The sequence below is a fragment of the Chitinophaga dinghuensis genome (assembly GCF_003259435.1).
GTDB classification, from domain to species: domain Bacteria; phylum Bacteroidota; class Bacteroidia; order Chitinophagales; family Chitinophagaceae; genus Chitinophaga; species Chitinophaga dinghuensis.
This window is the reverse complement of the sequence record NZ_QLMA01000005.1, coordinates 483,089-509,050: the sequence shown is the minus strand read 5'-3', so window position 1 is coordinate 509,050 and position 25,962 is coordinate 483,089. Positions and strand designations below refer to the sequence as shown.

Below are 25,962 nucleotides of genomic sequence, written 5' to 3'. Positions count from 1 at the left end.
GTTTTGGCTGATATGATTGTTCACTGTTAATCGCCCTGAACTATAAGTCGCTTTCCTTCCAATCTGAATGAAATATCGTTGGCATTGAGCATTTTCAGTACGTTCATCAGGGAGCTGTTGCGGTTGATCATACCGAAAAACTTCCTGGGTTTGATATGGCCTTCATAGACAATCTCCACATTATACCAATGGGCAAATTGTCTTAGAACGGTATGTAGATCTGTGTTTTCAAACTGGAAAAATCCTTCCTTCCATGCAATCACTTCTGCGGTATTGATATGGTCCAGTTTCCGCATTTTGCCATCCATGTCTATCTGCGACTGCTGCCCGGGAGAGAGTAGCATGCTTTCCTGTTCATGGTTCACTTTCACTGCGCCTTGAAGAAGTGTGGTGCGTATGGGTTGTCCGTCTGCATAGGCATTAATATTCAGACTGGTGCCGAGTACGTCTATGGTGGTCTGTTGTACGGTGATACGAAAAGGTTGTTCAGGATGGGGCGCTACTTCGAAGTAGGCTTCTCCTTCGAGGGTAATGGATCGTTCTTTACCGGAGAAGGTGGCAGGGAAACGGATGGAGGATGCGGCATTGAGCCATACGCGGCTACCGTCGGCGAGTGAAAGCGTATAGGTTTCACCGGGAGCAGTGGTCAGCGTATTGTATACAGGAGTAGTATTGCCGGCAGACGCAGTGTACACCAGTTGGCCATTGGCATTGGATATAGCGCTGTTGCCTTGTTGTCCTACTATCTGTTTGCCTGCGCTGTCCAGTATGATTTTTTCTCCATTGGCGAGGGTTAATACAGCCCTGTTTTTACCCGGCGCAATATCCTGGGTGGCTGTAATGACCGGTGGTTGCTGAAGAAAGGAGTGTTGCCGGTAATAGCGTATAGTCGGGATCGTGATCAGGGAGACGACAGCCGCTGCTGCCAGATATTTCCATCTGTAGATACGCCTGGAATTCCCTGGTTGATCGCTGGAGTCGATATGTTGGAGTAATGCCTTTCTGACCCGGTTGCCCGGTTCTCCGGCATCGGCATCGCTGTTGTCGGCCATTTGGCGGAAAGCGGCGTGGATAGCAGCCAGTACCGTACGGTCGGATTCGGGGCGCCGGATGTAGTCCAGCAGCTCCATTGCTTCTGTAGGACTGCATTTCCGTTGTTGCCATCGCTCCAGTAGCAGGTAATAATATTCACTGTTCTTTTCTGTCGGCATATATATACTATCCCAAAAAATGAAAGGAGGGTGGGTCGGGCCGAAAAAAAATTTAGATTAATGCTGGTTGATCAATACATCTGTAAACAGGAGGAGCAGCAAAGTGCCGTCTGCATGCTCATAAAAGAAGGATTGAATACTTTTCAGTGCCAGTACCATATGTTCTTTAACTGTATTCCTGGAAATGCCCAGTTCAGCGGCGACCTCCTCATAAGATTTGCTTTCTTCTCTGCAGAGGCGGAATACACGTTGTCTTTGTGGTGGCAACTGTGTTACGGCCTCCCGCAGCAATGCTTCATATTGTTTCCATAACAGTCGGGTATCCGGATCTTCCGTTTGCCGATGCAGTTCTATCATAGCGCTGTTGCGTAGTTCTTCATCGGCGGCAATTTTCTTCAGTAATTTAAAGACATGATTGCGGGTAATCCGATACATATACCCCGTGAAAGAGCGCTCAGGATCTATCCGCTCCCTTATCTCCCATACCTTGATGAATACTTCCTGTAAAGCATCTTCGGCCAGCTGGGGGATAGCGATAAAGTGCAGGATATAGGAGTAAAGCGATCGGTAATGTTGGTTGTATAAGGCGATGAAAGCCGTTTTACTGCCCTTTCGCAACTCCTCTAACAGAATAGCCTCTTCATTGCTCACTGAATCACGATTTGAAAACTAAAATACAATTTTGAAGTTAATTTTACTGCCTCATTTTAAATTTATACAAATTAATACCGGCCAGAACAGTAGGAAATGGAAAATTTTTTATTTTCGCCTTATGAGAAAAACCAAATGGCTGATCGCAGCAGATAAGATTCAGCTTTATCCATTCAGAGTTTACAGACCCATCGCCGTTGTATTAGGCATTATCTTTATTGTAACATGGACGTTCTGTGTCCGCGACTCCCCAAGGCTGCAAGAGGGAGCCGGTATGATCAACGGCTACGCCGTAGTAGTTCTCTTCACCGCATTATTGTTTGCCTATGGCAATACCGCCGTCATCTTTGATGCAGGTCAGAGACGTTTTTTCAGGAAACTAGGCGGATTGGTATCCACTTCCGGAATGAGCTTCGATAATATCGCGGCTATCCAGGGTGTGACCTCCAATACCAGCGTTGTTTTCAGAGTGTTCACCAAACAAAATCGCCACGGTAAGGGGCATACGATTTCCTCTTACTACAGCGGCTGGAAAGACAAGGACCTGCTTGCTTTCCAGGAGGAGGTACTTCCCCCGCTGGATATGATGGTTTTCGGTCCTGCCGAATCCAGACCAGTAGCGACTTATGTACCAATTACTGAATTCAGCTTCTATGAACAGAAAGACGGAGGCTATGTACTGAAACAAAGAAGAATCGGCCTGATCATCTTTGTACTGGCACTCCTGGCCTGGTGGATTTACGGACTTACCCATCCGGAATTTGCCAACAAAGGAAACAGCACTGCCCGTAACATTGCCGTATGGTTCCCGTTTGTATTGCTAGTCATCTTTGGCTATGCTTATGGCTCCTGCATGTTCGACAAACAAAATGGGAAAATGGTACGTACCTATCTTTTCGGCCTCATCAAAAAAGAATACAAGTTCGATGAGTTCATTCGCTTCCACATCGTGAGGAAAACTACCAACTTCACTTATTCCGGGACGGAGATAAGAGCGGAATTCTCTAAAGGTCGGATGCTCTCCCTGCGGAACTTCAATGGCACCAAGCAAATTGACAGATTCCTGGAAGAAACTTCCGATATCATGGGCGTTAGAAATTAAATTTATTCAATCATATCCTTAACAGCAGGTACTTCATGTACCTGCTTTTTTGTTGCTCCACTTTTTTATTCCATTGGCATTTGGTAATTTTTGGAAGCAAATGCATTTCCGATGCTCACCTTTGAAACCAAATGTTATGAAAACGACTGGGAGTTTGTACTGCATTCCAACAGAATGCGGCAGATCCTCGATCGCTGCGGACATACCTTTCAGGAGAAAACAGTCTTCATCAATAACGTCAGCAGCCCTTCAAAAGTAAAACGCCAGGCGGATAAGCTTATCCGGGCAGGCTTGCTGGACCGATGGATTCATGTAGAAGACCATGCCGCTTCCATCCTGGATTTTTTCCAACTGGAGAAACCTGATTTCAATGGCGGCTACTATTATTCCATTGCAGAACTGGCAGGTATCTATTTCTGCAATACGCCTTTTCTTTTGCATTTTTCCAGCGATAGCATCCCCGATAGTTCCGACCATAACTGGATTCCCGCAGCCATGCAATTAATGGACACGAGGAAAGATATACTGGTAGCCAATGCTACCTGGGATTACCGGTATGAACACGCCGCAGAGGAATCCTTCACTTCCCTGGATGGTTTTTACCTGGGCTATGGATTCTCGGATCAGTGTTATCTTATTCGCACAGCTGATTTCCGGCAAGCCATCTATGGGGAACAGCATGCCTTATCAGCGCGGTATCCAATCTATGGCGGAGAGCTATTTGAAAAGCGGGTAGACAGCTATATGCGGAATCATCAGTTATTTCGAATTACGAGTATGCAATCCAGTTATATACACCGGAATTACCCTGTACAGGCCAATTTGAGAAGAAAAATAAAATGGCGATTGCTATTTAACCGGCCCATTGAATAATGAAATGCGCAGGTTGGGTATATTTCTGTACAATTACCCGGCGCCTCTTTTGGGTATGGTAAAGAATTTTATCAGAATGCACCTTGTAAGATATTGATAATCAGATGATTTTATTTTGAAGATTTGGAGGCATTCCACGGGTACAATTGTTGTTGTCGGATTGAAAAACAACGACGCGTAAGTCGGGTGTGTTGATTAAAAACTGTTCATACATGGTACCAGACCGATCCACAAAGAAGTCATTACCTGTAAACTCCGAATCTCCAGCAACCCAACCTGATATTGATGTTACTGCTGAGCATAACAGGGAACAAACAGGAGTGAAGCTTGTCCAGGCACTTCCAGCCGACCAGGAAGCATCCCGTTATCATAAGATGATTGAACAGGTGGAAGATTATGCCATCCTGATGTTGGATGTAAATGGGATTGTCCTGAATTGGAATAAAGGAGCACAAAAAATTAAAGGATATACAGAGCAGGAAATTGTAGGGAAGCATTTTCGTATTTTTTATCCGAAGGAAGATCAGCGCCATCATTTACCGGAACAGTTGATTGCCGAGGCGGTGACTAAAGGGAAGGCTATACACGAAGGCTGGAGAATCCGCAAAGATGGAACCAGTTTCTGGGGGAGCGTTGTGATCACTTGTTTGCATGATGAGGAAGATAAGATCATCGGCTTCTCTAAAGTTACCCGCGATCTGACGGAAAGAAGGAATGCAGAGCAAAAAATATTGGATTATACCCAGCAACTGGAAACGCAGAACAGAGAATTGCAGAAATTCGCTTTTGCAGCGGCGCATGATATGAAAGAACCCCTGCGTAAAATTCAGCTTTATAATTCGATTGTATTGGAAGCAGAGGGACTTCGCCTGAATCACCGGCAGAAAGGTTACCTGCTGCGTGCGGCAGAAGCTGCAAGTCGCATGCAACAGCTGATTGATGATATGCTGGCTTTTACAAGGATCACGGAACAATCTAAGCCATTTGAAAAAGTGGATCTGCAACAAACGCTCCGGGAGCTGGAGACCTTCTTCAAAGATTCATTGGATCAGGTGCAAGGGCAAATGCAGGTGAATGGCTTGCCTGTGGTGCAGGGTATTCCATTCCAACTGCGCCAGTTATTTGAGAATCTAATCAGTAACTCCTTAAAATACTGCCAGGCGAACGTGCCGGTCAGAATTGTGATTGAATCTACATTAGAGACACAACCCCATTGGATGGCGGGCCAACCCGGAAAGGTATATCATATTAGGTTCTGTGATAATGGAATTGGGTTTGAACAACATTATGCGGAGAAAATTTTTGAAATGTTTGAGCGCTTGCATACGGGCGAACAGTTTCCCGGTACGGGCATAGGGCTGGCTATTTGCCGGAAAATAGCAGAAAGCCATCGGGGCTGCATATATGCATCCGGCAAAACAGGAGAGGGCGCGTCTTTCGATATCTATCTTCCTGTATAATCATTTGATTTTTGCTGCATATCCTGGTGGATGCCTGCTGGCGGACATAATTCCAGGATACGTAGCGCAATCTCTGAAAGTTCGGCGGCTGTCACCGGTTTGGAAAAATAGGCAATGGCGCCTGATGCCATACACCTGGAAACATGTTCCGGCGCAGAAGACGTACTCCATACCACTTTGGGAATATGAGGGAATAACTGCTCCTCCAGCAGCTGTTCGAGGACCTCCGCCGCATTCATCAACGGCATACTGTAGTCCAGCACAATAATGTCCGGCAAAGTGGCTGCCGTACATTTGCTTAAATACCCAAAAATCTCCTGACCTGTTTGTAAACAGACAATCTCCGCTGATTGGTCGAAATGCTCCAGCATTTCCCGGATCAATTCCCGGTCGTCCCGGTCATCATCTGCCAGCAATATCTTTTTGTGATTCATAGTATTCTAATAACAGTTAAATATGAGGGTTGGTTGAGCGTGCTTGAAATATGATGCCATATTGAGTTTGAATATAGGTAGACTAAATCTGATCTGGTCAATATTAATAAAACTGAATCTGTTTTGATGTTGTTGAAATCAGCATTTTTGCAGTGTAAAAAAATATCCGCTATGCAAATTATCAACAGCACCATGGAAGATATCGATACGATATTTGATCTGTATGACGCCGGAACCGCTTATCAAAAGCGCAACGCCACCCGTCATTGGAAAGGTTTTGATCGGGAAATGGTTGCCCGGGAAATAGCAGGCCTGCGTCAATGGAAAATCCTGGAAGAGGGCGTAATAGTATGCGTCTTTGCCACCACCTTTCAGGATCCTAATATATGGCAGGAAAAAGACCTGGACCCTTCCCTGTATATCCACCGGATAGCCACCCATCCTGATTATCGTGGAAAAGGCTATGTCAAACAAATTGTAGCATGGGCCAAAGCCTTTGCAAAGACAAACAACAGGGAATACCTGCGACTGGATACCGGAAGCGGAAATGAAAAGTTGAATGCTTATTACATCAGCTGTGGTTTCAACTACCTGGGTATAGTCCGTACAGATTCTCCCGAGCTACCGGCACATTATCAGAATGCTACTTTCAGCCTATTTGAGATAAAGTTGTAAGGATATTCATCTGCAGCGGCAGTCCGGAATGCCGCCAGCAAAACTGCTATCCTAAGACCATCTCCAGCATGATCATATGTTTACAAGGTATTCCGTTCTCCACTATGGGCATATCATAATGATCCAGGAAAAAATTCTTCCTGATAGCTGTTATTTCAAAACCTACTTTCTGATAGAGATATAATTGCCCTACAGAAGCATTCGCAGTACCTATCATCAGTTTCGCCACCTTATTTAGCTTCGCCTCTGCAATGACATGCTGCAAAAGCTGCTGCCCTAAACCCTGCCCCTGAAAATGGCTGGCTACAGCGAGGTTCCGTATCTCCCAAACATTTTCTTCTTCCATTGATACCACACAAATACCAATCGTTTCCTTTTCTTTTAAGGCTGCGTATATGCGAGACCGGTAGATGTATGATTGAATCATTTCTTCTGAAGGATCTGCCAGCAGTAATAATTCCATAGGAAAGTCAGCTGTGGCTTCCATCCGCTTGATGACAATATCCGGCTCATTCAGTTTCATACTGCCAAAGGTAATGTATCCTTACTGTAATTTTTGGAGGATTTCGGAGATTGAAAAGTTGGCGGCACAGACATACTCATCTGCAGCGCCATAATAAATCAGCAGTTCGTCTCCATCAACAATATGTCCGTTTGTGAAAACGACCTTGCCAAAAAAGCCATTGATCTCGTAGCTTTCCAGGGGCTCCATGATGGGGTCTGCTGTGCGTGCCAGCACTTTTGAAGGGTCCTGTAAGTCCAGCAATATAGCGCCCAGGCAATATCTATGTGTAGCATCTGCTCCATGATAAATAGCCAGCCAACCTGCTGCGGTACGTATTGGTGCTGCGCCGGCGCCCACCCGCTCACTATCCCAATAACCAGGACGGGTACGTATTAAACAGGTATGATGACCCCAATGTATGCTATCCGGTGAAGACGCGAGCCATATGTAATTGCCACCCAGCGCTACGCTACTCGGCCTGTGAAAGGCATAATAGCAGCCATTGACCTGCTCTTCGAAAATAGCGCAGTCCTTGTTATGCGGGGGGATAATCATGCCGTGCGACAGATATCGCTGCCAGTCGCGCGTTGTTTTTAATCCCACACCCACGCCATTTTCAGAAACGGCAGTGTAAGTCAGGTAATAGACACCGTCTATCTCCGCGACCCGTACATCCTCTATGCCAAAGGTTTCCAGGTTCCCTTCTCCGAAAATCGGCGGATAGGAAGGGTCTTCCTGGAAATGAATATGATCGGTGCTGGATAACAATCGTAAATGGGAGAGGGTGGTGAGATAGTCCGATCCTTTATAAGTAATCACCCGGGGATCTGTGGCTATCAGGTCCGGATCATTGGCAGGAATATCTTTGATAAGCATTCTTCTGCCTGGTTGGAGGATAGGAAAGGAAATGATGTCCGGCAACTGCGGCGGGCGTTCCGCCACCCGGATGGCCAGCCAGGTTTTGCCCTGGTAGCGGAATACGCCGGGATTCAATAAACATACTACTTCCAGGCCAGGCTGACTGGGTACAATATCAGCCGGACGTAACAATGGATTCTGCGGAAAACGGCGGGCGATATCTGTCATAGTACTATATTTTTACTGTGAAAAAATCTATAACCCTTATGACTATACGTAAAAAAAGCAGCCGTTGGGCTGCTTTGGTGTAAGTTATTTTATTTCGCCGATAGTGAGTGTTGTAAGCTCTCTTATCCAGCGGGCAGGTCTTTTCTCATCTTTAACTACCAGTCGGTATGGCCCCTGGCCTGCTGGCAGCGGTTTTCCATCCATCAGCGTGGTCAACAGAAATACCCTGTTGTTGAAAGTGGTATCTATTTCTGGCAATGCGAATACTACTTTGTATCCGTCGCTGGCTTGTGCCAGTAAGTATTTAGCCAGATTATTACCATGTAGCTCTTTCCCGGAAGGCACGCCAGCCGCTTTCAGAATCTCAAAAAGCGGAACGCCGGAATACTGATGTGTTTTACCATCTTTATCAGCGGCGGTAATGGTTTGCTGTGGCATCTTACTGAGGTCTGCGGCAGTTAACTGCAATGGTTTATTCACAAGTCCGTTTACAGTCAACGTTTGTGCCCGCAGAGTAATACCTGCCGCCAGCAATATCACAGACAATAATATTTTTTTCATTAATAGTAACAGGATTGATTCTATAGTAAAGATAATATGGGCAATTCCCGAATTGAAAAATATTTTTCCCGATACGAGTTATATGCTTCACTATCAATGGGTTAATATTGCATTGTCAAACGGTAGAATGTGATGTAATACGTTACTATCCTAAGAAAACCCATTTTCCATCAGACCCCAAATCCATGTACAAGTATTTCATTCAACTGCTTGGAGACCTCAAAAATGCAGATGGTTCCGCTGTCATAAAGATAGCGGAACCATATTTTTTTACGGCTTGAGAAAATCTGGTGCAGTCGTCGTTTTTTCCACCCAGCAACCGGTATTGGGTTTCATCACAAATTCGCTCATACCTACTTTGGTAGCGCCAGGAGCCCAATCATAGGTATATCCCAGTCTTGTCCATGGATAGTGGAAATCGGTATTGGATGTCAGCGGATGATAGTACGCATAAATAATATAGTTATTGAACCAGGTCAGGAAATCATTGCTGACCGTAGGCAAAGGTACCGGGCCAGTAGTACTGGTGGTAATGTCAGGATTGCCTGCAGGGCGATATAACTGAGAGGTAGGCACCCACATTTGGGCGATATGGGTATTGGTTTTGGCATTGCGGGGAGGTAATCCCAGCAGCTGGCATATACGCAGAATGGTGTCTGCGCCGGCTGGAAGTCCTGCCAGTTTTGCTTTCATCTGTGATGGCGCGAAGAGCCAGGCTTCGCCCCAGGTAGTGGTGATACTGTCGCCCTGCGGATAGCTGGTAGGGAAACGCATAAAGGTGGCCATCAGTACATATTGGTTACCGTTGATGGTTTTCCATTGCAGTCGTGTGTTCGTTGACGTTATTGGCCATAAGGTGTCAATGATTTCCGAGCTGTCTGAGGTCATCGCATCCCGGATAGCGCTGGCATACCGCAGACTGTCGGTCGATAACGGGGAAGGGGTGGAGTCGTCTTTTTTGCTACAAGACACAGCAGCAATCAGCATAAAGACGCAAAGCAGTCGCAATAGCAGGTCACTCTGACGGATGTTTTTCATAGAAATTTTGGTTTATTAAAAGGGTAATGGTTTTCTGGTTAGTAAGGGTGGCTAAAGGTCAGGAGTGATAACTAATTGATATAGTGCTGCAATTAATAAAAATCTGTTCATATCTCCAAAATCTTTCCTGCGCTTATTTGGCATGGAAAAATATTTTGAGAAGAGATAGTACTAACTGACCATTAATCCGACTCCCCACCAGCAGTGTAACCCAGAATTTGTGCATATCGCCAAAACCCTTGTCAACCAATAATCTGAAATAAACCATTCACCGGTCGGGCACTATCTAACGTGAGGCATTAACCTATAGAACTGCTCTATTTATTTTTCAACCATTATCTCTAAACTATCTGTATGACCACCAATTCTATCCGTTTCGGCGCATGGGGGCGTTTATTTTCCCTGTGTTGCTTCCTTTTGTTATCCTGGGGACTACAAGCACAGGTGAGTCCTCCTGTTCCGGCCACCACAGCGCAGCACAACAAGCAAGTGATTGGCTACATCACCCAATGGGATGCCTGGAAGAATGTTTCCGGCGTCGTTCCCGCGGGAGGCTATAACCAGCTGAACGTGGATTATTCGCAGTATACCATCCTTAATTTCTCCTTCTTCGGAGTGGCGCAGGATGGCTCCTTACACAGCGGCGACTATCGCAACAAAAACATTTACCAGGCCAGCGCTGTACAGGCCCCAGCGCCATTGGTGGATGAAGACATCTACAGCAGCTGGGATATGTACCTGCTGTATGGTGAACTGGAAATTTTGTACTATGTCAGCGATGGCAGTAATGCCTACAATCAAGGTTACCGCAATAGCGGTAGTGGGTGGACTAACGTCAACACGGGAAAAAGTGGCAGCTTCCCTTTGTCTATCCACAAAGCGGGCGGCGCTCCTGGCGTCATCGAGCTCGCACATCAGAAAGGAGTGAAAGTACTTGCCTCCATCGGCGGTTGGAGCATGTGCAAACACTATCCTGAAATGGCAGCAGATTCCGTTAAACGTAATCGTTTCATCGCGAGTGTGCAAACGTTGATCAGTATGGGTTTTGACGGCGTTGATTTCGATTGGGAATACCCCAATGATCCTGGTATGAATATCATTAACTATAGCAGTGCCGACTATACGAACTTTGCTATACTCGTGGAAAAAGTAAGGGCAGCTATTGGTCCCAACAAGCTTATTACCGCCTGTTTCTCTGCATCTCCCTCCAAATTGCAGGGCTTCAACTGGTCCCGTCTGAATAATTCTATGGATTATTTCGATATGATGACCTATGATTATAATGGTGGTTGGTCTAATAAAGCCGGCCATAATGCTCCGTTGTACGACTATCCGGGAGCAGAGTATAGTAACTTCTCCCTGCATGCTACTACCACCGCCTTGCGTGCTTTAGGGGTAAACATGAGTAAAGTAACCCTCGGCGCTCCATTCTATGGTCGTGGCGTTATCACCAATGGTAATGCCGCTTTGAATGCCCCTACTGTAAAGCGTGCAGAAACCGTTCAGCCGGATGGGCCTATTCAAACCTGTGCTGACTATACCAACTGGGCCAGGGATCTGTATGACGGTACGCCTACCTACAGCTATATTTTGCAGCAAACTGCCAGTGGTTGGACCGATAACTGGGATAGTGTGGCGCAGGTGCCATACATGACCAAAGGCAATTTCTTCCTGAGTTATGATAACCCGCGTTCCATTGCTGCCAAAGCCCAGTATATCAAGGATAATAACCTGGCCGGCGTTATTGTATGGCAGGTATATGGAGATATGCTGAATATGACCAGTAGTACAACTGCAAAGGGGAAACTCATTTACTGCCCTAATACTACGAGTCCGTTGGTGAACAAGATCAATGAAGTATTCGCCTCCGGCGCTGTGCCCAACAAGCCGCCAGTGGTGCAGATTACGTCTCCCGCAAACAACAGCACTTTTGCTGGCCCACTCAATATTACGATCACTGCTAATGCATCAGATTCTGATGGCGTGGTATCCAGTGTTGCATTCTATAATGGCAGTACCTTGCTGGGTACCGTTACCACAGCGCCTTATTCCTTCACCTGGAATGGTGTATCAGCAGGTAGCTATAGCCTGAAAGCTATTGCCACTGACAACAAAAATGCCAGTACTACTTCCGCAGCAGTGAATATTACTGTTACCGGTACAGCCAATAAACCGCCACAGGTAAGTATTACAGCCCCTGCTAATAATGCTATATACACGGCCCCAGCGAGTATCAGCATTACTGCGTCAGCATCCGACAGCGATGGCGTCGTAAAACAGGTAGCATTCTATAATGGTAATACTTTATTGGCAGTAGACACCACAGCGCCTTATTCCTATAACTGGACGGCTGTTGCGGCGGGTGGCTATACCCTCAGTGCAAAGGCTACGGATAATCTTGGCGCTGTAACTACCAGCGATACCATTCATGTTACTGTAAAACCGGCTAATCAACCACCAACAGTAAGTATCACGGCGCCTGCTAATAATGCCGTGTATACAGCGCCTGCCAGCATTACCATTACTGCCAGCGCTGCTGATGCAGATGGTACTGTCAGCCAGGTGGCCTTCTATAATGGTAGTACGCTGCTGGGAACTGTTACTGCTGCGCCTTATTCCTATACCTGGAGTAATGTGAGCGCCGGTAGTTATGTACTCACCGCGAAAGCAACAGATAACGGTAACGCCACTACGACGAGCGTGGCTGTCAACATCACCGTGAATGGAAGTGGCAGTAACACTTGTAATGGCATTCCATTATGGGACCCTGCGAAGGCTTACTGGGGTGGCGATTCTGCTGTGTATAACGGCAATTTGTATAAAGCCAAATGGTGGACGCAAAACAATCGCCCTGATATCAGCACCGGCGACGGACAACCATGGTTACTGGTACGCGCTTGTACAGGTAGTCTGGCCGCCATCACAGGAGCCGCTACCATGGCCAAAGAGCCTGCTGCTGAAATCGGACCTTCCAATACGGCGCTGATATATCCGAATCCGGTAGCCGCTTCTGAAGCGCAACTGCGTTTCCCTGCGCATATCGGCGATCAGGTATTGATTGAAGTAACGGCATTGAACAGCGCTTCACCCATCATTCGTCAGGTGTTTACCCCCGGCGCTACTGGTGAACAACTGGTACGCCTTGATCTCAGCAAAGTGCCTACCGGTACCTGGTTTGTACGGATTGTTAGTCGCAATACGGCAAAAGTAAGTACCGTGAAATTAATTAAACTATAGGCTGCTTTTTATAACAAGAAAACCTGTTGTCGGTTAAGACAACAGGTTTTTTGTTGGTGCATACGTACGTTTAATAACGCTGTTGCTGATTGAGTTTTCTTGCTGTAAGCAAAATACCAATGCCTGCAAGTATATTAATGCCACCAACCAATTGGAGAGAGAGGTTGCCACATTGTGGACAGCCGCCAGGTCTTGGTATATGACCAGGTATAATGATGATAATGATACCACCAATAATAATGATGATGACGGCAAACAGATATAGCCATCTTTGAAGCGGATTGCTCATGATAAAAGGGTTTGGCGCCTACTCTTGGATGCGGGATTTTCGGCATACTCCATAGAAGGACAGATCCTTGCTGATGAGAAAGGGGATATAACAGTGGTACAGTGCCGGGATAATACAGTTGTATAACGTTATTGCATAGCTAACGCTTTAGGATAAACGAATCACATACGTTGTAATAAATGTAAACTTATGATATTCCCATGCTATGGGTTTTCAGCTTATTTCGGAAATTTCTCCAATGCCTTTACAATGCCTGTACCGGCAGTTTCATAGAAAGCAGGGCCTGCAAGCAGTATGATTTTTTTCAGCATCGGCGTATTGGAATATCCTTTCTGGCGCAGATAAGCTTGGGTTTTCCATGCCTGTAATGCGCCGGTGGCAATGTTTTCAGCTACCTGGGCGGTAGGACTATCGATGCCCGCATCTTTTAAATCGCTCGCAATAGCCACAGTGGAGGCATTCAACCGGAGGGCTTCTCTTAATGCAATGGTGCCAATCCCTTTCATAATACCCGCATCAAACTGGTTCCTGTTGCCAAGGCCAATGAGGAGAAGCCTTTTGGCTTTAATAGAACCGGGAGCGGGATCGAGGAGAATAGTCTCATAAGTATGCCCTTCAAACTGACCGGTTTTTCGTATATCCGTGATGATGCCATGCAGCGCTTTGTCCAAATGCTGCATGCCATTAGCTGCCGGCGGAAGGGCAGGAGGCGAGTTATAAATATCACCTTCCGTATATTCAAAAACACAGGCTACCTGGAGATCAGCGGTTGCTGTGGCCGGACCTTCCACCAACCCTACTACCTGAAGTCCCATCCGGGTACCCCATATTTTAAAATCTCCCTCTTTGACTTGTGCGGAGAGAGGATGAAAACTGTAAAGGCAGAGTAGGAGGACTAATATATTTTTCATAAGATGGTTTGTCTGATGGTTAGTACTATTAAGTTAAGTTTTTTCAGTGAGATTAATAAATCATTAAGCTATTGCCGTTTGTCATAAAAAAGTGAGATGCAAAAATATCTTTGCTACTTTTTAAGAATCATCAGCTAAACCATGAAAGATACCAGAAGGGATTTTCTCAAGAAATCCGCCCTCCTCTCCGGAGCAGCAGGACTATCCGGGCTACTGCCAGCCTCCGTTCAAAAAGCGTTTGCCATCAACCCGGCTCCGGGCAGTACTTTCCTCGATGCAGAGCATATTGTTATTCTCATGCAGGAGAACCGCTCTTTTGATCATTGTTTTGGCGCCTTACAAGGGGTACGCGGATTCAATGATCCCCGTGCAGTCATATTGCCAGATGGTAAACCTGTATGGTGCCAGACGGATGAGCAGGGAAAAACCTATTCGCCTTTCCGTATGGATATGAAAGACTCTAAAATTACCTGGATGGGTTCACTCCCGCATTCCAGGGCCAGTCAGGTGGATGCTTTCAATGAAGGGAAATATGATAAATGGCTGCTGGCGAAGAAATCGGGCAACAAAGAATACGCCGCCATGCCGCTGACTTTAGGCTTTTTTAATCGCAAAGATATTCCGTTTAATTACGCCATGGCAGATGCTTTCACCGTATGTGATCAGCATTTCTGTTCTGGTATGACGAGTACCACGCCGAATCGTTCTTTCTTCTGGACAGGAACTATCATGCAAGAGGAAAATGGCGATATGAAAGCGCATATTCGTAATGATGATTACAGCTATGGGAAATTAAACTGGAAAACATTTCCGGAAATGTTGTCGGAGAATGGCGTTTCCTGGAAGTTCTATCAGAATGAACTCAGCTGTGGCGGCGGATTTAAAGGAGAGGAGAGAGCATGGTTATCCAATTTTGGTTGTAATCTGCTGGAGTTTTTTGCTGCCTACAATGTAAAGTTCTCTGAGCGCTATGTACAGAACCTGATCAAGCAGGTGGAAACACTGCCTGGCGAAATCAATAAATTACAGGAAGCCAGTCCCTCTTCTGAGGAAGCGGCACGTAAAAACCGGGAAGCCCTTGCGAAGAAACTGGAGGCGCTGGATAATGCCGCTACCGAGTTGAAGAAATGGAACCAGGAATGTTATGAGAAACTGACGCCAGCACAAAAGGATTTGTACCAACGTGCATTTGTGATAAATAAGGGAGACACGGACTTCCGGAAAATTACTTCTTTTAAGTACATGGATGGGAATACGCAAAGAGAAGGCACCATGCCTGCAGGAGATATCTTCCATCAGTTCCGCAGCGATGTGAAATCAGGTAAACTACCTACTGTTTCCTGGCTGGCGAGTCCGCAGAATTTCAGCGATCATCCCAGCGCACCCTGGTATGGCGCATGGTATGTATCTGAAGTGCTGGATATCCTCACCCATAATGAAGAAGTATGGAAGAAAACCATCTTCATTCTCACCTATGATGAGAACGATGGTTACTATGATCACGTAGTACCTTTTTCTATTGCAGATAGTAAGAAGCCGGGAACAGGGGCGGTGTCTGCAGGTATTGAAACGGAGATAGAGCATGTGCGACTGGAGGCGGAACTTCGTCAGGGCGTGCCCCGGAAGCAGGCGAGGGAAGCCCCTGTAGGATTAGGGTTCAGAGTGCCAATGATTATCGCGAGTCCATGGAGCCGCGGGGGTAAAGTATGTTCTGAAGTATATGATCATACCTCCATGATACAGTTCCTGGAACATTTCGTGAACCGGAAATATAACAAGCAGGTATATACGCCGTTGATCAGCGAGTGGAGACGCACCATTTGCGGTAACCTGACCGCGGCTTTCAGTCCTTATGATGCGGCAGTGCCATCCCAGTTGCCTTTCCTTGACCAACAACGTACCGTGGAAGGTATCAATAATGCAAAATTCAGGGATCTTCCTGGCGGCTTTAAGTTGATGGAAGAAGCAGATATCCGCCAGGTGGCATCAACGGGGCTTCGTTTACAGGAGCCTGGTATCCGTCCTTCCAGTGCATTGCCATATGAATTATATGCTGATGCGCAGTGGAATGACCGTAACCAGTTGGAAATAGAATTGACAGCAGGTTCCCGGTTTTTTGGAAAATCGGCTGCTGGTGCGCCATTTACGGTATATACTACCGGTACCTTTGAAGGGGATAAAGGTCGGAACTGGTCTTTCGCGGTGAAAGCGGGCGATAAACTCACATATCAATGGCCCATGGAAAGTTTTAAGGAGTCGCGGTACGATTTGCATGTACATGGCCCTAACGGCTTTTTCAGGCGGTTTTCCGGCGATAAGAAGCATCCGCACCTAAGTGTGCGCCTGGCGATGGAAACGGTCGGAATCACGTCGAAACCTACCGGAAACGCCCTGGTGAAGCTGGTGAATACAGCCACTGCACCCAGAACAATTGTAATCACAGATAATGCATACGGCAACAAACAGGTGAAAAGAACGCTGGACGCCAATGCCAGCATTGAAGTAGTACTGCCGCTGGGTAAGAGTTATGGTTGGTATGATTTTACAGTAGTAATGGAAGACGACAAGGCCTTTTCCCAACGATTTGCCGGCAGGGTAGAAACGGGGAATCCTTCTTTCACAGATCCGTTCATGGGTAAAGTCGCCATAAATGGGTAGCGCATAAATTGCTATAGGAATAGCAAATGGGGGACCAGCTGTACAATGAAGACTATGGAGTTTGGTAAACAATGAACGGTCTTCATCAGGTATCTTAAGATAACTAATAGTTGGTCCTCCTGAATAACTAAGTGAAAAGCCCATATGCGGGATACGAACATTGGGATGACCATTGATCGTTATAAAAAGAGAACGTTCCTTTTGTACTGGAACGTTCTCTATTATTGAGATTTACTTCAGGCTCACTTCTTTGGAAGTGCTGAATTGTTTCAGCGTACTGGCTATCTCACCAGATAGTGCGGTGCCTTTTAATTCCTGCTTGAATGCTTTTTGTTCCAGTGTACTCATTGCTTTATACAATGGTTCATTGTTTACAACAGATTGTAGCTGGATGAGATTTTGGTTATTGTATAACTTATCCCATTCTTTGCGTACTACTGCCCAGAACTGCTGGTGTTTTTCCCACCACTCTTTTGCTTTCTCACATTTGCTGTCATCTGTTCTGTTATAAGTATTGAGGCCTTTTTCTGCAACGATTTTTCTATCCTGACCATTCTCCCGTTGGATCTTCAGGTTTTCCTGTTCATGTACAGAACCGGTGGCAGTCAGTTCATGGTGATTGATGCGATGGAGTACATTATAATCCTTGCGGGTAGTGTACTCTCTGCGTGGCAATGGGGCATCGCTGGCGGATTCCCAGTAGTGGCGGCCATCTGCATGAATCCATGTGGCGGTGCCTTCATAGCGGGGCTCATCATCTACGCCATATACTTTTTGTGTCCATTGTCCTTGCACTTGTGTAGCTGGCAACTGGATTTTTTTCCATTGATTATCCTTGTTGTATGCCAGGAGGTTGCGGTTTTCGTACTGCCAGTCTTCCGTCCAGTGTTTGATTACCTCGCCGCCAGCTACCAACAAGTGTTGCAATACGATGCGTTTATCATTTTCTTCTGCTACGGTTACAAATTCCACTGCATCGGTAATTTTATGGTAGCCTTTAGGTTTGTAACTGGTGTCGAAGGGAAAGGTTTCGGTATATTCAAAAGTTACTTCCTGGCAGCCACACATCGCTTTGATGGCGGCTTTATCTTGTGCTAGTTTTTCTTTTGACTGCTGTTGTGCGTTTGCCTGAAATGATATCAGGGTTCCCGCCAGGATGGCGAAGGTGAATTTATTCATGTGAAAAGTAGATTAAAGGTTATTTGAAATTGCGAGTGCCATCAGCCTGTAATACGTATCTGAAATGATAATACCTGCTTACAGAAGTAGCTACAGGAGGAACCGGTGCGTCTTTATAGTAGCTGGTAACTTCCAGTTTGGCATATTTTCCGGCTGCTGTTTTCAGTACGATGAATTTTCCGGCGGTAGGACTGATAATATGTGTATCCATGTTATAAGTATACCAGGCGCCAATGGCTTTGGTGGCCGCAGCATCTGCTATATAGCCGGTTTCCGGCGCTACTGTCAGGTCATTATAAACGCCGCTCATGACTTGTGCAGTGGCGTTCCCGGGTCCGCTTACACCGCCATTCACAATGATGGTAGTAGCACGGAATCCAATATCCCATTTGGAGGTGGCAGAGTCGCTGTTAGGAACTACTTTGTTATCAGCCAGGCTATACAGCGTAAAAGATCCTTTATTGGCAACATCTGCATCGATATTTACGGCAGTAGTGGAAACAATAGTAGGTTTTTGTGGCGCTGCCTGGTCATCCTTTTTGCTGCAGGAAGTAAGCAGGGCAGCCACTGTCAGGGCTGCGATGCCCATAGGTAAATGTAATTTTCTCATATGTATTGCTGATTTTATTTATTTCCGTGTTGAAAGAACCAACCCAATGTCAGGGCGTAAAGTCGGCCTGGCATAGTGGGGATATGTTGATAATCTGAATAGTTAAACAGATTGTCTGCAGTCACCTGAACGCGTAAACGTTTTTCCAGTAAATATTTCGCAATGGATAAATTCACGGTGGCGTAGCCTGGTACAAATTCACTCTTCAAATCAGGTGTGTTGTTGCCATTCTCGTCTGTGAAGCCATATTTACTGCGATACAATACCCTGGCATACGTTTCGATACCATAACGGGGTTGTATATATGAAACTTTGAAATTGGCAGTGTGATGGGAGCGGTTAAACAGTCCGAAATATTCACTGCGTTTCAGCGCTCTTGTTTCCCGGGTAGAGGGATCGGTCGTATATACTTGCCCTTTTTTTACCTGGTCAGACAGTTCATTGTCGCGGGTGCGGAGATATTGATAACCGCCTGCCAGCTGAAAGTATTTACCGAGGTTTTGAGAGATCTCCGCTTCTGCGCCGCAAGTAGTAATGCTCTTTACATTGATATAGCTGTAAACTCGTTGTCCGTTGGTTTTTTCGGCAATGGCGCGCGTGTCAATCAGGTTGTTGACGCGATTGTAAAAGAAATTGACGCGTACATTCGTGCCAGTCCAGGGATTACCTTGGATACCGGTATTATAGGACCAGGAACTTTCTGCATCCAGTTCGCGCATTTGTGCCAGAGAGATGTCCAGTTGTTTGATCTGCCCTTGTGCCTGCATTTCAGGGATGACAGTACTCAATAGTTTGGTGCCTAGTACTGTGTAGCCTACTGCCGCATTGTTGAAGTGCAGATATAACTGGCGGAAGTCGGGCGCCCGGTAACCCCGGCCTACAGAGCCCATAACGCGCCACTGTGGCAGGAATTGATAGGATAGGGATAGCTTCGGACTCAATTGAGAAGGGTATTGATTATGCATATCAAAACGACCTCCCACCAGAATGTTCCATTTATCAGTAGGCTTCCAGTTTTCCTGCAGGAAGATATAACCGGTATTGAATGCCATTTTATCGTCATAGCGTGTAGCCGATACCGTTTCATGGATGTATCCTGTTCCGGCCGTCAGCTGGTGTTTTGGAGTAATCTGCCAGTCGGCCTGATACTCTGGCTTTAAGTATTGCTGCGTGAAAAACGATGCATCGTAAGTGGACTTGTCGTCTCTGTACAACATATCTTCTTTGGTGGCATAACGGGAATAATATAATCGGAATACCTGTGTGAAATTAGCGCTGGGACTATGTTTTACGTTCCATGATACATTGGCGTCCTGTTCTCTGCCTTTATCATCCACAGGGCCTTTTGTATCCTGGAAGTAGCTGGTATAGCGTTGTTGATAGAACCTGCCAGAGAGTGTGCTTTGCCATTTGCTGTTCCACTGCTGTTGCCAGCGGGATTGTAAGGTGATGGCATTGTAAGGCGCTACGGTAGGACTTCCCTGGTTTTCTCCCAGCGTATATCCTTCGCTGTTCAGATAATTGGCCCCGAAAGAGAGAAGTCCTTTCTGTACAGGTATTTTCGTTTGTGCGTCCAGGTTATAGGTGCGATTAGAACCATATCTGCCGGTGATACTGGTACTCCCTTTGTCGGAGCGGTTGGAGGTGATAATATTAATAACGCCTGCCAGCGCATCACTGCCATAAAGTGAGGATACCGGCCCTTTTATGATTTCTATACGCTCAATATTACTGACGGTGATCCTGGAAAGATCCAGGGTGCCGGCAGTTCGGCCGATTAAAGGCTCGCCATCCAACAGGATGAGCGTATATTCGGCTTCCAGGCCTTGCATTTGCACGCCGGTACCATGATTGGATGTGATAAATAACCCAGTCTGCTCTGCCAGGATCTGCTGTAGCAGCAAGGCCCCGGAAGATTGCAGCTGTTGTTTGGTAATAACGGTAACGGGTATAGGTACTTTATTAATTTGTTGCTCGTTCCTGGTAGCAGTTACCACTATTTCCTGCAACGATTGCTGCTTGGTACAGGTGTCGGTTTGTGCAAATAGGATTCCTGCCCGCATGATGCAGGCTAATGTCAGTAAATATTTATTCATTTTACTTGGGTCTGAATTGCCCGGCAAATGTAATTACTGACAAATTAGGTATGCTTACGCTATCGGGAAATTGATTTACGGAAAAGGGAAAATGTAAAAAATGAATGGATACACCCAAAATCTTCATTGTTGATATACACTTAAGCCTAATCGGAATTTTCGATGGTTCTTGCATGAATAGATAATAATTGTTACATTGACAATTATTCCACGTTGATACATGAAAGAGCTATTTATTACTTTGCTGTACATTCTTCCTTTGCAGGGAATGGCGCAATCTCTTCCACTGCAAACATTTGGCGCTGGGGAAGTCCGTTTGTTACCGGGTTTGTTTCAGCAGGCACAACATACCGATGAAGAATATATTCTTGCGCTGGATGCAGACAGGCTTCTGGCGCCCTTTCAGAAAGATGCAGGCATTCCTGTGAAGAAGGATAATTACGGTAACTGGGAAAGTGCGGGACTGGATGGTCATATTGGAGGCCATTATCTCTCTGCACTTTCGTTGATGTATGCTGCCACCGGTAAGCAGGTGTACCGGCAACGGTTACAATATATGCTGGATCAGTTGGAAAAGTGTCAGTTAAAGAATGGAGATGGATATTTGGGCGGCATCCCGGAAGGGAAAATATTGTGGCGGCAAGTGATGGAGGGAAGGGGAGATGCGGTTACTAAAAGGTGGGTACCATGGTATAACCTACACAAAACGTTTAACGGATTGTTGGATGCCTGGTCGCTTACAGGGAGTACGCAAGCCCGCGATATGTTGCTAAACCTCTGCTATTGGAGCAAACAGGTAACCGCAAACCTCAGCGATGAACAGATGCAGCTGATGTTACAAACGGAATTCGGAGGTATGAATGAAATTTATGCGGCAGTAGCAGCGGCTACCCACGATACTTCCTGGCTTTATATGGCAAGGAGGTTTACTCATCGGCGATTACTGGATCCGCTTATCGCGCATAGGGATTCGCTTACAGGGTTACACGCCAATACACAGATACCCAAGGTGGTTGGCTTTATGCGAACCGGTATGGTAGGGCAGGATACTACCCTGGAGAATGCTGCCGCCTTCTTCTGGAATACGGTCGTATCCCATCGTAGTATAGCCATAGGCGGTAACAGTGTAAGGGAACATTTTAATGCCGTGGATAATTTCCAGGCTATGCTTGAAAGTCCTGAGGGACCGGAAACCTGCAATAGCTATAATATGCTGAAGCTGACCAGGCTACTTTTTCTCCAACACCCTGATAGGAAATACATGGATTATTATGAGCGTACGCTTTATAACCATATTCTTTCTTCCCAACATCCCAATGGTGGTTTTGTCTACTTCACGCCTATACATCCTATGCATTACAGGGTATATTCCACGCCGCAGCAGGCTTTATGGTGCTGTGTTGGAACCGGTCTGGAAAACCATGGTAAATACGCAGAGGTGATTTATGCGCATGCAGCGGATGCGCTCTATGTGAATCTTTTTATACCGTCCGTATTGCACTGGAAAAGCAAATCACTGACGCTGACACAGGAAACCAGTTTTCCGGAAGAAGACATCTCTCGTGTTACACTCCATTTAAAAAAGGCGTCATTATTAACGATCGCCATACGTAAGCCAGCATGGGTTAAGGAGAGCATGACCGTTACCGTGAACGGACAACGAGTGAAGCAGGTGCCCGCTACATCTGGTTATATATATGTTCGCCGTATCTGGAGGAATGGCGATATAGTGAAAATTCATTTGCCTATGACTACATCCACGGAAGGTTTGCCAGACAGTACGCATTGGGCTGCCTTCCTATATGGTCCAATTGTCCTTGCTGCCGCTATGGATACGCTTCAGATGCCCGGGCTACATGCCGATAGCAGTCGCTGGGGACAAATTGCGCGGGGAGACCTGCGTCCAATGTCTATGGCGCCGGTGCTGGATCTGGATAGCCCTGGTGCGGTTACGCTGCAACGTATTGGCAGGTCATTGGAATTTAGTGCAGGGCATCTTATCGCCGATCCTGCCTTTCGTAAACTCAGGCTGGCGCCCTTTTATCAACTACACGACACCCGCTATATGCTTTACTGGCCCTATGTCGGGAAAGCTGCGCATGGATCATCCCCGTCATCAGAGCGCCATGAACAGCAACAACTTGACAGTTTAACAGCAGATCGGGTATATGCCGGCGAACAACAACCGGAAGCCGACCATCAGTTGGAGGACGAAGGCAGTAACGGAGGAACCATAGGGGATCAGCATTACCGGTGGACGCGCTATTCGTTTTCCTATACGCTGAAGACGAAAACAGCTGGCGCTTATAAAATGTATATCCGTTATCGTTATACGAATGCAGATGAATGTGCAGGTGTTGAAATTGGAGGACAACAGCTTTTAACATTATGTAGTCAGCCGGATCGGGTGAGTAAAGACCAGGTGGCGGTGGTAGATATAGGCCATCTTTCAGCCCCTGGAGCTGCAGTGAAAATAGTTTTCAGGGCATTAGCAGGCAAAGCTTCTCCCTGGATAATGGAGGTTCGGTTAATAAAAGTCAGGTAGTCTCTTTTGACATTGGTGGCCAAAAAGAAAGGCTGACCAAAAAACACTTTTTGGTCAGCCTATATAACGCCTTGCGGCTATATGAAAATGATTACTGTGCGTTGGCAGTATTGGTAATGGCAGTTACCGGTTTACCCACACAACCATTTGGCATTTGTATATGCAGCATAGCAGCGAGTGTAGCGGCGATATCTGTCATATGAGTGATGTCATTGGTAGAACCGTGTTTGATGTTCCAGCCCATGAATACCAATGGGATATGGATGTCGTAAGGGTTCCAGTTACCGTGGGTGGTACCTTTTGAAGGACCGGAGAACCATCCTGGTTCAGGAATGATCATTACCTGTCCGCAGCGCTTAGGATTGTAACCGTTTACCACCATCGCTTTGATAGGTTCAGGAATGGCGCTGGAGCCGATATTGTCGATGTCCGCAGCAAACTGAATACCTGGTTGTTTCACCAGCCATTCTACGGTTACTTTCTTGATAGCATCGAAAGATACGTTGGTAGCGGCTTCTATTTTCTTCAGATCATAGTTTACATGATAGTTCATGAAAGATTTCACCAGGCCGTCCAAACCAAATTTTGCTTGTAACAGGGCGTTCAGGTCCTGGATCATTTTTTTGTCCTGGTTCAGACCTGCCGGAATATTATGCGCTTTCATGAAGTCGATCGCATGTGCTGCGCCATGGTCTGCGGTAAGGAATACGAGGTAGTTCCCTTTTCCAACACGTTTGTCCAGGAAGCTGAAGAATGCAGAGAGATCTTTGTCGAGACGCAGATAGGTATCTTCCACTTCAATGGAGTTCGGACCAAACTGGTGCCCTACATAGTCTGTAGAGGCGCAGTTGATGGTGAGGAAATCCGTTACCTGGTTATTACCGAGGTCATAACCTTCTACGGCCGCTTTAGCGAAATCCAGGGTCAGGGTATTACCGAAAGGAGTAGTACGCAGACTTCCAGGATCTTGCTTGTAAATTGCCGGGAGGTTATGCGGGAATACCGGAGACGTTTCGCCTTTGAAAGAACCTTCCCATGGGCTGTTATCTTCTGCGCTTTGCGCATAGGTGCCGATAGGATACATGGTATTCCATGGCTGCGACATCAGTTGCTGTGGCTCTTTGCGTTCGTTGAATTTTTTCACCCATTCCGGCAGCTCCTTCATATAGTAAGTACTGGTGATGAAGCTGGCATTGGCATCATCCAGCCAGAATGCGCCATTAGGCGTATGGCCGGCAGGGAGGATGGACGCGCGATCTTTCAAAGACACGCCTACTACGCGGGAACGGAAGTTGGTAGCGATTTTCAGCTCGTCGGTGATGGTAGACGCCAGCAGATTGCGAGGCGACATTTTTCCGGCGCTGCTGTTGCTGCCTACAGCTGTTACCGTGGTATCTTCTGTGCAATACCATCTTCTTCCGGTAACCTGGTCGGTCCAGTCGTTGCCGGTAATACCATGAATAGCAGGTACAGAACCGGTATAAACGGTACTATGACCTACTGCTGTAAAGGAGGGGAGGTGACTGATATAAGTGTTCTCGCAGGAGAAACCTTCTCCCAGCATGCGTTTGAATCCACCTGCTTCGTAACGGTCATAATACCGGTACAGGTAGTCCCATCTCATCTGATCTACCACAATTCCTACAATTAGTTTGGGCTTAGCGTTAACCTGTGCTGATGCGGATAAACCCTGCATTACTGCAATCGCAGCCAGCATCAGTGTGCTCACCATTCTTTTTGTTACAGTCATAACGTTAATTATATTGATAAATTTAATTACGTGTTAAAAAGAAGCGCCAAACTTATTGAATTATAGCCTGAATCCGGAATTTTTTTATGCGAGTGGTAAACTAGCTTTATAAACCTGCCTCCTGGAATCGGTTGGGATAGTCGCTGATAATGCCATCCACGCCCAGTTTGCGGAGTTCCTGCATTTTGGAAACTTCCTGTACTGTCCAGGGTACTATCACCATATTTTGTGCATGTACCTTGTTGACCAGTTCCGGCGTTACCAGGTCGTAAGAGGGATTATAGAAGTAGGGGGTGAATCCCAGTTCTTTCATATTATCCTCGAAGGTGGCTTTTTTATCTCCTGTAAGGAATCCTAATTTTATTTGCGGGTATCGGCGGTGCATTACCTGCAGCGGGCGCATGTCGAAAGATTGTACATACAGTCTGTTGCCCAGTTTCTTCAACTGCTTAACGGTCATCATCTTGGTGATGTACTCCTCTGGCGCTGGTTGTTCCACGCCATCTGTTTTTGCGGAGGATTTAATCTCCAGCAGATAGTAAGGGGCTGGCAGATGATGCTTTTTCGTATAGGCTTCTACGGAGTCGATCATTTCTGAGAGGAGGGGTGCATAGCTGCGCATGCGTTGTTGCTCCGGGAAGGCTGGATAAGGCTTTTCACCGATGATGAAAGGACGGATGTCGCTGTAGTTCATCTGGTAGAAAGTGTATTTCGACCTGTCGGCAGCCGGAATATCGCTGCCATCGGGCATGGTGGTATAGGAGGGCGTGAAGGAAGCGTCGTGGTATACGACTACCTGTCCGTCTTTTGTGATATGAATATCGAATTCAATGGTATTGGCGCCGAGGTCCAGGCCTTTGTACATAGCAGGAATGGTATTTTCGGGCATGAGGCCGCGGGTACCGCGGTGGCCTACTTTAAATACTTTCGGGTCCTGACCTTTGCCAGGAGCTGGTTTGGCGACAGTGAATGCTGCCAGAGAAGCGGCTGCAAGTGTAAGTGCTGCCATAGATAGTCTGGTATTGCTTTTCATTGTAAATATAAGTTTCCGTTGTGAATATAAAAGGTGGTCTCCGGTTAGGGGGACCACC

The 25,962-nt window shown here is 46.4% G+C and carries 21 protein-coding genes; 7 read left to right on the top strand and 14 right to left on the bottom strand.

Annotation, left to right across the window (positions count from 1 at the left end; translation table 11 throughout):
- Nucleotides 1-26: 26 nt before the first annotated feature.
- Both CLV59_RS17355 and CLV59_RS17350 read right to left on the bottom strand, forming a co-directional pair.
- Nucleotides 27-1,211 carry a FecR family protein gene (locus CLV59_RS17355; RefSeq protein ID WP_111593317.1) on the bottom strand — a complete coding sequence of 395 codons (1,185 nt, stop codon included), beginning with the start codon at nucleotides 1,209-1,211 and terminating at the stop codon, nucleotides 27-29.
- A 57-nt stretch (nucleotides 1,212-1,268) separates the two neighbouring features.
- Nucleotides 1,269-1,862 (bottom strand): RNA polymerase sigma factor, encoded by a 594-nt coding sequence (locus tag CLV59_RS17350; protein WP_111593316.1) that lies wholly within the window; start codon nucleotides 1,860-1,862, stop codon nucleotides 1,269-1,271.
- Between the two features lie 121 nt (nucleotides 1,863-1,983).
- Here CLV59_RS17350 and CLV59_RS17345 point away from each other — a divergent pair, with 121 nt between their 5' ends.
- From CLV59_RS17345 to CLV59_RS17335, 3 genes are all read left to right on the top strand, one after another.
- Nucleotides 1,984-2,964 (top strand): hypothetical protein, encoded by a 981-nt coding sequence (locus tag CLV59_RS17345; RefSeq protein WP_146616224.1) that lies wholly within the window; start codon nucleotides 1,984-1,986, stop codon nucleotides 2,962-2,964.
- Nucleotides 2,965-3,075: 111 nt separating this feature from the next.
- Nucleotides 3,076-3,837 (top strand): hypothetical protein, encoded by a 762-nt coding sequence (locus tag CLV59_RS17340; RefSeq protein WP_211323923.1) that lies wholly within the window; start codon nucleotides 3,076-3,078, stop codon nucleotides 3,835-3,837.
- 212 nt (nucleotides 3,838-4,049) lie between these two features.
- The gene (locus CLV59_RS17335) at nucleotides 4,050-5,297 is read left to right on the top strand and encodes a sensor histidine kinase (protein WP_111593314.1); all 1,248 of its coding nucleotides are present in this window, start codon (nucleotides 4,050-4,052) and stop codon (nucleotides 5,295-5,297) included.
- On the opposite strand, the gene CLV59_RS17330 is transcribed toward CLV59_RS17335, so the two are convergent.
- Entirely contained in the window at nucleotides 5,282-5,731 is a 450-nt protein-coding gene (locus CLV59_RS17330; RefSeq protein ID WP_111593313.1) for a response regulator, read from the bottom strand. The two genes, CLV59_RS17335 and CLV59_RS17330, sit on opposite strands and share 16 nt — an antisense overlap.
- A 171-nt stretch (nucleotides 5,732-5,902) precedes the next feature.
- Between CLV59_RS17330 and CLV59_RS17325 the strand changes: the two genes are divergently transcribed.
- Nucleotides 5,903-6,406, top strand: a complete 504-nt coding sequence (locus tag CLV59_RS17325) for a GNAT family N-acetyltransferase (RefSeq protein ID WP_111593312.1) — start codon at nucleotides 5,903-5,905, stop codon at nucleotides 6,404-6,406.
- Between the two features lie 46 nt (nucleotides 6,407-6,452).
- On the opposite strand, the gene CLV59_RS17320 is transcribed toward CLV59_RS17325, so the two are convergent.
- From CLV59_RS17320 to CLV59_RS17305, 4 genes are all read right to left on the bottom strand, one after another.
- Nucleotides 6,453-6,929 carry a GNAT family N-acetyltransferase gene (locus CLV59_RS17320; protein WP_211323922.1) on the bottom strand — a complete coding sequence of 159 codons (477 nt, stop codon included), beginning with the start codon at nucleotides 6,927-6,929 and terminating at the stop codon, nucleotides 6,453-6,455.
- Nucleotides 6,930-6,950: 21 nt separating this feature from the next.
- Nucleotides 6,951-7,997: a glycoside hydrolase family 130 protein gene (locus CLV59_RS17315; protein ID WP_111593311.1), complete on the bottom strand. Its 1,047-nt coding sequence runs from the start codon at nucleotides 7,995-7,997 to the stop codon at nucleotides 6,951-6,953.
- A gap of 84 nt (nucleotides 7,998-8,081) precedes the next feature.
- Complete coding sequence (locus CLV59_RS17310; protein WP_111593310.1) at nucleotides 8,082-8,558, bottom strand: molybdopterin-dependent oxidoreductase; 477 nt, start codon at nucleotides 8,556-8,558, stop codon at nucleotides 8,082-8,084.
- A gap of 270 nt (nucleotides 8,559-8,828) precedes the next feature.
- Nucleotides 8,829-9,596, bottom strand: coding sequence for a hypothetical protein (locus CLV59_RS17305; protein WP_211323921.1), 768 nt, complete (start codon nucleotides 9,594-9,596; stop codon nucleotides 8,829-8,831).
- Nucleotides 9,597-9,950: 354 nt separating this feature from the next.
- On the opposite strand from CLV59_RS17305, the gene CLV59_RS17300 reads away from it, so the two are divergent.
- Nucleotides 9,951-12,833 carry a glycosyl hydrolase family 18 protein gene (locus tag CLV59_RS17300; protein WP_111593308.1) on the top strand — a complete coding sequence of 961 codons (2,883 nt, stop codon included), beginning with the start codon at nucleotides 9,951-9,953 and terminating at the stop codon, nucleotides 12,831-12,833.
- Nucleotides 12,834-12,903: 70 nt separating this feature from the next.
- Here CLV59_RS17300 and CLV59_RS28795 read toward each other — a convergent pair whose 3' ends face one another.
- Both CLV59_RS28795 and CLV59_RS17290 read right to left on the bottom strand, forming a co-directional pair.
- The gene (locus CLV59_RS28795; RefSeq protein WP_146616223.1) at nucleotides 12,904-13,122 is read right to left on the bottom strand and encodes a hypothetical protein; all 219 of its coding nucleotides are present in this window, start codon (nucleotides 13,120-13,122) and stop codon (nucleotides 12,904-12,906) included.
- Between the two features lie 218 nt (nucleotides 13,123-13,340).
- The gene (locus CLV59_RS17290; RefSeq protein WP_111593306.1) at nucleotides 13,341-14,033 is read right to left on the bottom strand and encodes a M17 family peptidase N-terminal domain-containing protein; all 693 of its coding nucleotides are present in this window, start codon (nucleotides 14,031-14,033) and stop codon (nucleotides 13,341-13,343) included.
- A 141-nt stretch (nucleotides 14,034-14,174) separates the two neighbouring features.
- On the opposite strand from CLV59_RS17290, the gene CLV59_RS17285 reads away from it, so the two are divergent.
- Complete coding sequence (locus CLV59_RS17285) at nucleotides 14,175-16,691, top strand: phosphocholine-specific phospholipase C (RefSeq protein WP_111593305.1); 2,517 nt, start codon at nucleotides 14,175-14,177, stop codon at nucleotides 16,689-16,691.
- A 231-nt stretch (nucleotides 16,692-16,922) separates the two neighbouring features.
- Here the strand turns inward: CLV59_RS17285 and CLV59_RS17280 are convergent, their stop codons facing one another.
- The 3 genes from CLV59_RS17280 to CLV59_RS17270 are packed head-to-tail and all read right to left on the bottom strand — an operon-like array spanning nucleotide 16,923 to nucleotide 20,576.
- Nucleotides 16,923-17,870 (bottom strand): DUF6607 family protein, encoded by a 948-nt coding sequence (locus CLV59_RS17280; protein ID WP_111593304.1) that lies wholly within the window; start codon nucleotides 17,868-17,870, stop codon nucleotides 16,923-16,925.
- Nucleotides 17,871-17,889: 19 nt separating this feature from the next.
- Nucleotides 17,890-18,480 (bottom strand): HmuY family protein, encoded by a 591-nt coding sequence (locus CLV59_RS17275; RefSeq protein ID WP_111593303.1) that lies wholly within the window; start codon nucleotides 18,478-18,480, stop codon nucleotides 17,890-17,892.
- A 14-nt stretch (nucleotides 18,481-18,494) separates the two neighbouring features.
- Complete coding sequence (locus CLV59_RS17270) at nucleotides 18,495-20,576, bottom strand: TonB-dependent receptor plug domain-containing protein (RefSeq protein WP_111593302.1); 2,082 nt, start codon at nucleotides 20,574-20,576, stop codon at nucleotides 18,495-18,497.
- A gap of 220 nt (nucleotides 20,577-20,796) precedes the next feature.
- Here CLV59_RS17270 and CLV59_RS17265 point away from each other — a divergent pair, with 220 nt between their 5' ends.
- Nucleotides 20,797-23,121, top strand: coding sequence for a beta-L-arabinofuranosidase domain-containing protein (locus tag CLV59_RS17265; protein WP_111593301.1), 2,325 nt, complete (start codon nucleotides 20,797-20,799; stop codon nucleotides 23,119-23,121).
- A gap of 91 nt (nucleotides 23,122-23,212) precedes the next feature.
- Here the strand turns inward: CLV59_RS17265 and pafA are convergent, their stop codons facing one another.
- Nucleotides 23,213-24,871, bottom strand: coding sequence for an alkaline phosphatase PafA (gene pafA / locus CLV59_RS17260; protein WP_245950888.1), 1,659 nt, complete (start codon nucleotides 24,869-24,871; stop codon nucleotides 23,213-23,215).
- A 106-nt stretch (nucleotides 24,872-24,977) separates the two neighbouring features.
- Nucleotides 24,978-25,904 carry a glycerophosphodiester phosphodiesterase family protein gene (locus CLV59_RS17255; protein WP_211323920.1) on the bottom strand — a complete coding sequence of 309 codons (927 nt, stop codon included), beginning with the start codon at nucleotides 25,902-25,904 and terminating at the stop codon, nucleotides 24,978-24,980.
- Nucleotides 25,905-25,962 lie beyond the last annotated feature (58 nt).